Source organism: Candidatus Pantoea communis (genome assembly GCF_011752685.1).
Classification (GTDB): domain Bacteria; phylum Pseudomonadota; class Gammaproteobacteria; order Enterobacterales; family Enterobacteriaceae; genus Pantoea; species Pantoea communis.
In genome coordinates, this window is sequence record NZ_VWXC01000044.1 from 1 (window position 1) to 9551 (window position 9551).

General features: G+C 53.6%; 8 protein-coding genes and 1 rRNA gene. 6 read left to right on the forward strand and 3 right to left on the reverse strand.

Annotated elements, in window-relative coordinates:
- Positions 1-144: 144 nt before the first annotated feature.
- Positions 145-1260: a tRNA/rRNA methyltransferase gene (locus F3J37_RS27445; protein ID WP_166936771.1), complete on the reverse strand. Its 1116-nt coding sequence runs from the start codon at positions 1258-1260 to the stop codon at positions 145-147.
- A 156-nt stretch (positions 1261-1416) separates the two neighbouring features.
- On the opposite strand from F3J37_RS27445, the gene trxC reads away from it, so the two are divergent.
- From trxC to F3J37_RS27475, 6 genes are all read left to right on the forward strand, one after another.
- Positions 1417-1836 carry a thioredoxin TrxC gene (trxC, locus tag F3J37_RS27450; protein ID WP_034825465.1) on the forward strand — a complete coding sequence of 140 codons (420 nt, stop codon included), beginning with the start codon at positions 1417-1419 and terminating at the stop codon, positions 1834-1836.
- Positions 1837-1913: 77 nt separating this feature from the next.
- Entirely contained in the window at positions 1914-2606 is a 693-nt protein-coding gene (locus tag F3J37_RS27455; protein ID WP_166936773.1) for a tRNA-uridine aminocarboxypropyltransferase, read from the forward strand.
- An 85-nt stretch (positions 2607-2691) separates the two neighbouring features.
- Positions 2692-3462 carry a YaeF family permuted papain-like enzyme gene (locus tag F3J37_RS27460; protein WP_058959191.1) on the forward strand — a complete coding sequence of 257 codons (771 nt, stop codon included), beginning with the start codon at positions 2692-2694 and terminating at the stop codon, positions 3460-3462.
- A gap of 43 nt (positions 3463-3505) precedes the next feature.
- Complete coding sequence (locus F3J37_RS27465) at positions 3506-6157, forward strand: bifunctional acetate--CoA ligase family protein/GNAT family N-acetyltransferase (protein WP_166936775.1); 2652 nt, start codon at positions 3506-3508, stop codon at positions 6155-6157.
- 122 nt (positions 6158-6279) lie between these two features.
- Positions 6280-7635: a CDP-diacylglycerol--serine O-phosphatidyltransferase gene (gene pssA / locus F3J37_RS27470; RefSeq protein ID WP_166936777.1), complete on the forward strand. Its 1356-nt coding sequence runs from the start codon at positions 6280-6282 to the stop codon at positions 7633-7635.
- A gap of 3 nt (positions 7636-7638) precedes the next feature.
- Positions 7639-7959: a YfiM family lipoprotein gene (locus F3J37_RS27475; RefSeq protein WP_166936779.1), complete on the forward strand. Its 321-nt coding sequence runs from the start codon at positions 7639-7641 to the stop codon at positions 7957-7959.
- Here the strand turns inward: F3J37_RS27475 and F3J37_RS27480 are convergent, their stop codons facing one another.
- Together F3J37_RS27480 and rrf are read right to left on the reverse strand one after the other, a co-directional pair.
- The gene (locus F3J37_RS27480; protein ID WP_166936781.1) at positions 7960-9264 is read right to left on the reverse strand and encodes an MFS family transporter; all 1305 of its coding nucleotides are present in this window, start codon (positions 9262-9264) and stop codon (positions 7960-7962) included.
- A 211-nt stretch (positions 9265-9475) separates the two neighbouring features.
- Positions 9476-9551: ribosomal RNA gene (gene rrf / locus F3J37_RS28645) — 5S ribosomal RNA — on the reverse strand; the annotation flags it as partial.

The window sequence follows — 9551 nt, forward strand, 5'->3', positions numbered from 1 at the left end:
ATCGTAACGAGAGACGATATCAAGGGCCTGACTGAGCTGCATAAAAAAATCCGGAAACGAAGCGTTTCCGGATTCTTACACAGCCACTGGATCGTTCAACTGATCCTTAACTGATCGGCATTAGGCCCGAAGGCCCGTTTTCTTTTATGCGTTCTGACGCCACCATTCGGCGAGCAGAATGCCAGTCGCCACGGAGACGTTAAGACTCTCAACGTTGCCGGTACCGCCAATCGACAGGCTGATATCACCCTGCTGGAAGGCGCTGTCGGACAGACCTTCACGCTCCTGCCCCAGTACCAACACCATTTTGGCTGGCAGCTCAGCTTTCGCCAGCGGCGTGCCTTCATGGCTTGAAGTCGTCACGATGGTGTAACCCGCTTTGCGGAAGGCTTCCAGACCGCTGGCAAAACTTTCACCGCTGATGGCCTGCACATGTTCTGCGCCACCTTCGGCAGTACGTACTGCCGCACCTGATTCCAGCAGGGAAGCATCGTTAACCAGCAAACCTTTCACACCGAAGTGTGCGCAGCTACGCATGATGCCACCGAGATTGTGCGGGTTGCTGACATCTTCCAGCGCCAGCACGCAATCCCTGGCATCCGCTTTTTTCAGCCACTCAGAGACTTCCATGCCCATACGTTTCTTGATGATGAAGCACACGCCGCCGTGGTGTTCGGTGCCTGAAGCCTTAGTCAGCTCGGCATCATCCACCACGTGGTAGGCTTTACGGTTGGCCGCTAACCAACGCAGCGTTTCGCGGAAGCGCGGGGTGACGCTCTGGATAAACCAGGCACGTACAATGCTCTCTGGGCGGCTGGCAAACAGCGCCTGGCAGGCATTTTCGCCATAAACGCGCGTCTCTTCCTGACGCTGACGGCGAATCTGCTCGGGGTCGATGACCGGCTTATTGCTCGCTGCCTCATCAATCTGGCTATCGTCCGCAACCGGTGGGCGTGAAACGGTGCGCCACGGTGAATCACCAAAGCTGCGATTGTCATCACGATCATCGCGACGACCGAAGCTGCGACCGCGGTCAGCATTGCGTGCATCACGTGCGGGCGTTCCGCGTCCACCTGCACTGCTGCGACCACCTTCTTCATTATTACGTGCAGTACGAGGACCAGAACGACGATTATCTTCCTGGCGCGCAGCAGGACGGCCGCCTTTGCCGGTACGGGGATTTGGCTTTTGGCCTGCATCCTCATCACGTACATACATCACTTTTACCTTGCCGCTTTTGCCTTTAAATTCGTCGTTCATTTATTCCTCCTGCATTGAGAGCGCGAAGATTACCTGATGTGCTGGAGCTTAGCTATCAACTATTGAACCTATTGGGCAATCCAGATTGAGCATAGCACTCAACCTTTTCATAATGTTCGGCAATCATAACATTTACAGGTCCGGTTTGAGGTGACGATGAATACTGTATGTGCCTCCTGTCAGGCAACTAACCGCGTTCCCGAGGAACGTATTGCCGATGGCGCCAAGTGTGGTCGCTGTGGCGACGAGCTGTTCAATGGTGAAGTCGTGAATGCCACGGCAGCCACGCTGGATAAATATTTGCAGGACGATCTGCCCGTGGTGGTCGACTTTTGGGCGCCGTGGTGCGGTCCGTGCGTGAACTTCGCGCCTGTTTTTAAGGATGTCGCTGACGAACGCCGCGGTAAAGTGCGCTTTGTGAAAGTGAACACGGAAGCCGAACCGGCACTCAGCTCACGCTTCCGCATCCGCAGTATCCCGACCATTATGGTGTTCAAAAAAGGTGAGATGGTCGACATGTTAAACGGGGCAATGCCCAAAGCGCCGTTTAATGAGTGGCTCGACGAATCACTTTAAGCACCTCAGGCCAGCCCCTGTGCTGGCCTTGCCGTTAGCCTTCATTTAAACTGGCGTTTTTTCCTGCCTGCGATTCTATGTCTGAAAATGCCGTTCTGCGCTTACGTGCGCAACGTTTAGCACGCGCTACGCGCCCGTTTCTTGCCCGTGGCAATCGCGTGTTGCGTTGCCAGCGTTGTCTGTTGCCGCAAAAAAATTGCCTGTGTGCCACGCTGCAACCGCAGCTAGCACGCAGCCGTTTTTGCCTGGTGATGTTCGATACCGAGCCGATGAAGCCGAGCAATACCGGACGCCTGATTGCCGATATCCTGCCTGATACGCTGGCGTTTGGCTGGTCACGCACCGAACCTGATGAAGCGATGCTCGCAGCAGTGCAAACCACCGATTATCAGCCACTGGTAGTATTTCCGGGCTCGTATGCCGATGCAGGCAGGGAAGTCCTCACCACACCTCCGCTCACCGGCAAACCACCGCTATTTATTATGCTGGATGGCACCTGGACCGAAGCCCGCAAAATGTTCCGCAAAAGCCCCTGGCTGGATGCGTTCCCGGTGATGTCACTCAACGTTTCCACACCGTCGCGCTACACGCTGCGGGAAGCGCACGGCGAGGGCCAGCACTGTACCGCTGAAGTGGCCGCCGCGCTGCTGGAACAGGCTGGCGATGTTGAGGCAGCAAGCGCGTTAAAGCAGCATTTTGAGCATTTCCGCCACGCTTATTTGGCAGGCAAGCCGCATCATCCTGTGCACTACCAGGAAAGCATGCTGTAAGGATCGCCTGATTTTTTAACTCGTCCGTTTGATTTATAGTCGCACATCGCCATGGAGTTGGCTCCCAACATAAGGATGATGCGCTATGAAAGTCTGGTGGCTTGTTGTGCTGCTGATAGCGGGCTGCAGCACGGCACCGCAAACTGACCGCCCTTACCCACTGCAGTTACAATCCGTTAGCACACGCCCAGGTGGCATCATTAGTGTTGCTGAATTGCAGCCCGGTGATTTGCTGCTCTCCTCCGCCACCTCGCCTCAATCCTGGGGCATTCGCCTGATTAGCTTCAGCGGTGTCAGCCATGCCGCAATCTACCTGGGTGATCGGCAAGTGGCGGAAGCCGTGGGCAGTGGTGTCAAAATCATTCCGCTGCAACAGGCTATTGAGGAGAGTAATAATGTGTTGGTGCTACGCGTGCCCAGCCTCACTCAAGACCAAAGCTCGCTGTTGCGCGAATTTGCCCACCAGCAACAAGGCAAAAAATACAATTTCAAAGGTATCGTGATGTTCATGCCGTTTATGGTTTCGCGCCGCGTCTGCGAGCTGCCGCTAATGCATGAAAATCTACGCAGTGCCTGTCTTACTGCATTAGCGCGCGTGCAACTCGCCGACGTTGACGATCCTCAAGCCAATCGCTTCTTCTGCTCAGAATTCGTCATCGCAGGATATCGCCATGCAGGCGTCGAGCTACTTCAGGGACAGGCGAGCTGGGTCAGTCCGGCTGATCTCATGCATCTGCGTGATGGAGATGTCTCAGCATGGCATAGCGAGCAGAATATGCAGTACATCGGCCATTTAAAGCGCTGGAACCTAAAAGAGATCCTCAGCCTGCGATCGGCGAGTCGGCAAGCAGAGTAAAAAGCGTTTACAATCATGCCAATCTTGATGTCGGGAGCGGATGATGAGCCAACGCGGACTGGAAGCACTGTTACGACCTAAATCAATCGCGGTGATTGGTGCGTCAGTTACACCGGGGCGCGCCGGCTACTTTATGATGCGTAATTTGCTGGCTGGCGGATTTAGCGGTCCGGTGCTGCCGGTCACGCCGAAGTATAAAGCCGTGAGCGGTGTGCTGGCCTGGCCGGATATTGCCAACCTGCCGTTCGCACCCGATCTCGCCATTATCTGTACTCATGCCAAACGCAATCTGGAGCTGCTGCAGCAGCTGGGTGAAAAAGGCTGCAAAGCCTGCATCATTCTCTCCTCGCCCGCCAGTCAGCTTGAAGAGTTGAAAGCCTGCGCCAGCCAGTGGCAAATTCGCCTGCTCGGCCCGAACAGTCTGGGATTGCTGGCCCCGTGGCAAGGATTAAACGCCAGCTTCTCGCCGGTGCCGATCGCAAAAGGTTGCATTGCCTTTATTTCTCAATCCGCTGCGGTATCCAACACCATTCTTGATTGGGCTCAGCAGCGCAATCTCGGCTTCTCCTGGTTTATCGCTTTGGGCGACAGTCTGGATATTGATGTTGATGACTTGCTGGATTTCCTGGCGCGTGACGGTAAAACCAGCGCTATTCTGCTCTATCTGGAGCATCTCAGTGATGCGCGCCGCTTCGTTTCGGCCTCTCGTAGCGCCTCACGCAATAAACCGATTCTGGTGATCAAAAGCGGTCGCAGCCATCAGGCACAGGCGATGATTGGCACACTCAGTGGCCTGGATGCGGCATGGGATGCGGCGATCCAACGCGCCGGATTATTGCGCGTGCAGGACACGCATGAACTGTTTTCAGCGGTGGAATCGCTGAGCCATATGCGTCCATTGCGAGGGGATAGATTGATGATCATCAGCAATGGCGCAGCCCCCGCTGCCTTAGCACTGGATGAGCTGTACGCGCGTAATGGCAAACTGGCTACGCTGAGTGATGAGACTTTACAAGCCTTGACCACGTTGTTGCCCGAAGGCGTTGGCCGCGGTAATCCGCTGGATCTCAAGGACGATGCCACCCCAGCGCGCTATGTTGCCTGCATTGAACAACTACTGGATAGCCATGAACTCGATGCATTAATGATTATCCATGCCCCGAGCGCCGTGTCTCCCGCCACCGAAACGGCCGAGCAAATTATTGCGGCAGTGGCAAAACATCCGCGCGGTAAACAGGTGACACTTCTCACTAACTGGTGTGGCGAATACTCGTCACAAGCCGCTCGTCGTGCTTTCACTCAGGCCGGAATCCCCACCTGGCGCACACCGGAAGGCACGGTGACCGCTTTCATGCACCAGGTCGAATATCGCCGTAACCAGAAGCAACTGCGTGAAACCCCCGCCTTGCCGATCGGCCTGACGCAAAATAGTACGCAGGCGCACCTACTGATTCAACAAGCGCTGGATCAGGGGATTACCACCCTGGATACCCACGAAGTGCAGCCGGTGCTGCAAGCATATGGTTTGTCGACGCTACCGACCTGGATTGCGAGTGACAGCCGTGAGGCCGCCACTATTGCCGATCAGATTGGTTATCCGGTGGCGCTTAAGCTGCGGTCGCCGGATATTCCACACAAATCAGAAGTTCAGGGCGTGATGCTGTATCTGCGCAGTTGTGAGGAGGTCGAGCAGGCCGCTGAAGCGATATTTGATCGCGTGCGCCACACCCATCCTCAAGCCCGAATTGATGGATTGCTGGTACAAAGCATGGCGAATCGTGCGGGTGCGCAGGAATTACGCGTGGTAGTGGAGCAAGATCCGCTGTTTGGTCCCATCATTATGCTGGGTGAAGGCGGCGTAGAGTGGCAGGCCGATAAACAGGCGGCTGTCGCACTCCCCCCATTGAACATGACGCTGGCGCGTTATCTGGTGATTCAGGCGATGAAGAGCGGCAAAGTGCGCAGTCGCAGTGCGTTGCGTCCACTGGATATTGCCGGGCTGAGCCAATTGCTGGTGCAGGTTTCAAACCTGGTCGTGGATTGCCCTGAGATCCAGCGGCTGGATATCCATCCGCTGCTGGCCTCCGCTAATGAATTCACCTTGCTGGATGTCACGCTGCAACTCGCGCCCTTTACCGGTGATAACGAAGCGCGTCTGGCGATTCGCCCTTACCCGCATCATCTTGAAGAACAGGTGCAGTTGAAAGATGGACAGTATTGCCTGTTTCGCCCAATTTTGCCCGAGGATGAACCACAGCTGCGCGCATTTATCGCTCAGGTGACGAAAGAAGATCTCTATTACCGTTATTTCAGCGAAATCAATGAGTTTACCCATGAAGACCTCGCCAATATGACCCAAATCGATTATGACCGGGAAATGGCGATTGTTGCAGTACGACAGCACGACGGGAATGATGAGATTATTGGTGTGACGCGTGCGATCTCGGATGCCGATAACATTGATGCGGAATTTTCGGTGCTGGTGCGCTCCGATCTGAAAGGACTCGGGATGGGCAGACGTTTGCTGGAAAAGATGATCCGCTATACCCGCGATCATGGTCTGCAACAATTGAACGGTATCACCATGCCACACAACACGGGCATGATTACGCTGGCACGAAAACTGAATTTTCGTGTGAATATTCAATTGGATGATGGCATTGTCAGCCTGAATTTACCGCTCGGTGAGGCGTGATGATATCCTGTACAGAAAGGTAAAAATCCTCCTTATCAGGCCGGTTGATGTTATTATTTACCGTTAGGATCATGATTTGATGGCAAAAGGCCATGCAATGAACAGAGAAGAAGTGCACTGTGATGTTGTCTAAATTTAAACGCAATAAACACCAACAACACCTCGCACAGCTGCCTAAACTGTCACAATCCGTGTCGGATGTGACCACGCTCTACTCGCCTGCCGAGTTTCGTGAAACCCTGCTGACGAAAATCGCGACGGCGGAAAAACGCATTTGCATCGCCGCGCTCTATCTCGAGAACGACGACGGCGGGCGTGGCATAATGCAGGCGCTTTATGCTGCGCGTCAGGCACGTCCGGAGCTGGATGTCAGCATTCTGGTGGATTGGCATCGTGCGCAGCGTGGTCGAATTGGCGCCGCTCGTGGACTGACCAACGCTGATTGGTATTGCGAGATGGCAGCACAGCATCCCGATATCGCTATTCCAGTGTATGGCATTCCCGTTAACACGCGTGAAGCACTTGGCGTACTGCATCTGAAAGGCTTCATTATTGATGACACCTTACTGTATAGCGGCGCCAGCCTGAATGATGTTTATCTGCATCAGCATGATAAATATCGCTATGATCGCTATCAGCTAATCCGCAATCCACAATTGGCTGACACCATGTACGCGTGGATTTGCGAAAATCTTAAGCAGTCCGACGCGGTTAATCGCCTCGACCAAACCGAGCGCCCCTCCAGTCCTGAGATCAAAAACGAAACACGTCAATTCCGTCAGGATTTGCGCAGTTTTAACTATCAGTTCTCGGGGAACGCCGACAATGAGTCACTGGCGGTCACGCCACTGGTGGGCCTTGGCAAACGCAGTCTGCTCAATAAAACCATCTTCCATTTGATGCCGTGCGCCGAGCGTAAACTGACGCTGTGCACGCCTTACTTCAACCTGCCAGCGATCCTGGTGCGTAATCTGATCCACCTGCTGCGTCAGGGTAAAGAAGTGGAGATCATCGTGGGCGATAAAACCGCCAACGATTTCTACATCCCGCCTGATCAGCCGTTTAAAATCATCGGCGCACTGCCCTATCTGTATGAGATCAACCTGCGACGCTTTCTGAGCCGTTTGCAGTATTACGTCAATAACGGCCAGTTGACGGTGCGTTTGTGGAAAGACGGCGAAAACAGTTATCACCTGAAAGGCATTTGGGTGGATGACGAGTGGATGATGATTACCGGTAATAACCTTAATCCGCGCGCCTGGCGACTGGATTTGGAAAATGCGGTGCTTATCCATGATCCGAAGAATGAGCTGGCAGAACAGCGCGAGAAAGAGCTGGCGTTGATTCGTGAACATACTACGACGGTTCAGCACTTCCGCGAATTAGAGAGTATTTCTGACTATCCGGCGAAAGTACGTAAGTTAATCCGTCGTCTACGCCGTATCCGTATTGACCGTCTTATCAGTCGCTTACTCTAGCCGATGCGTGCGCTCATCCTCTGCATGACTTTACTCTGTAGTGGATGTGCGCATGTGGCGCAGGATAACTGGACTGGTAAAGACAAAGCCGAACACTTCTTCTCTTCTGCTGCACTTGCCGCTGCCGGCAGCGAAATTTCCCAGCATCAACATCAGGGCCGTGGGCAAAACTTACGTTTTGGTTTTTTGCTCTCGCTGAGTTTTGGCGTAGGAAAAGAGTTGTATGACAGCCGCTCCTCGGGGAGCGGCTGGAGCTGGAAAGATCTCAGCTATGATGTGGCTGGAGCCGCGACTGGCGTTGCATTGTGGAATTTGAGCCAATAATCACAGTGCAATGCCCTTCCCTTTGCGATGGAGCATCAGGGAAATAACGAAGGCCAATGCCCCCATCGCCGACACATACCAGAAGAAACTGGTTTCAATCCCCTCTTTCTTCAGCAGTAAAGCGACATACTCGGCCGAACCACCAAAGATCGCATTAGCCACCGCATAAGATAAGCCAACACCTAGCGCGCGCACTTCTGGCGGGAACATTTCTGCTTTCAGAATGCCACTGATGGCGGTATAGAAGCTGGTGATAATCAGCGCCAGCATGATCAGTGCAAATGCGGCCCAACCGCTCTGCACATTTTGCAGCATCATCAGGATCGGTACGGTACAGATCGCTGCACCCGCACCAAAGATCATCATCGAGGATCGACGGCCGATCTTATCTGAAAGCGCTCCAACGATCGGCTGAATCAGCATGAAGACGAACAATGCAGCAGTCATCAATCCGCTGGCACTGCGTGCATCCATCCCAGCCGTGTTGACGAGATACTTTTGCATATAGGTGGTAAAGGTGTAGAAGCTCAGTGAACCGCCGGCAGTAAAGCCCAATACCTTCAGAAATGCGCGTGAGTGATTGCGCAGCAAACCCATAACGCTGCCCGCATCTTTATGTTCCCGATTCTTTTTCTCGGAGGTTTCATTCAGTGAGCGACGCAGCCACAGAGCGACCACAGCCAGCACGGCGCCAAGGAAGAAGGGGATACGCCAACCCCAACTGCGCAACTCTTCGTCGCTGAGGATCTGTTGCAGCACCACCACGGTAAGAACCGCTAACAGCTGCCCGCCGATCAGCGTCACATACTGGAATGATGCGTAAAATCCTTTACGGCCCTCTAAAGCGACTTCACTCATGTAAGTGGCGCTGGTGCCATACTCTCCTCCCACTGACAACCCTTGAAACATACGCGCCAGCAGCAGGATCACCGGTGCCGCTACGCCAATTTCGCCGTACCCTGGCAGGCAGGCGATCACTAGGGATCCTAAACACATCATGCAGACAGAAATCAGCATTGAGTTTTTACGTCCATGGCGATCGGCGATATAGCCAAACAGCCAGCCACCAATCGGACGCATCAAAAATCCAGCAGCGAATACGCCTGCTGTTTGCAGTAACTGCGTAGTGGTATCGCCTGCCGGGAAGAATACATGCGCGAAATAGAGTGAGAAAAAGGAGTAAACGTAGAAATCAAACCATTCGACCAGATTGCCTGATGATGCGCCAACAATCGCCCAGATGCGCTGTTTGCTGTTTATCGTTGATTCAGATGGTGCCACTTTTTGTTGTAGTGAGTCGGTCATGTCTTACCTCATTTCCTTGCGATAAATTAATGCCAAAGGATTCAGTAAAGCACGTGTTGGGCGGTTTCGGGAATTGGATGACGTTGAAGGTGCTAATTTGTGATTAGTAAGGGATTTTGGGGTGAAATTAGGGCGATTGCATGCAATTTCAGCGTTATATAGACGTAAAAAAACCCTGAACTTTCGTTCAGGGTTTCTTCACTTGTTTGATGCCTGGCAGTTCCCTACTCTCGCATGGGGAGGCCCCACACTACCATCGGCGCTACGGCGTTTCACTTCTGAGTTCG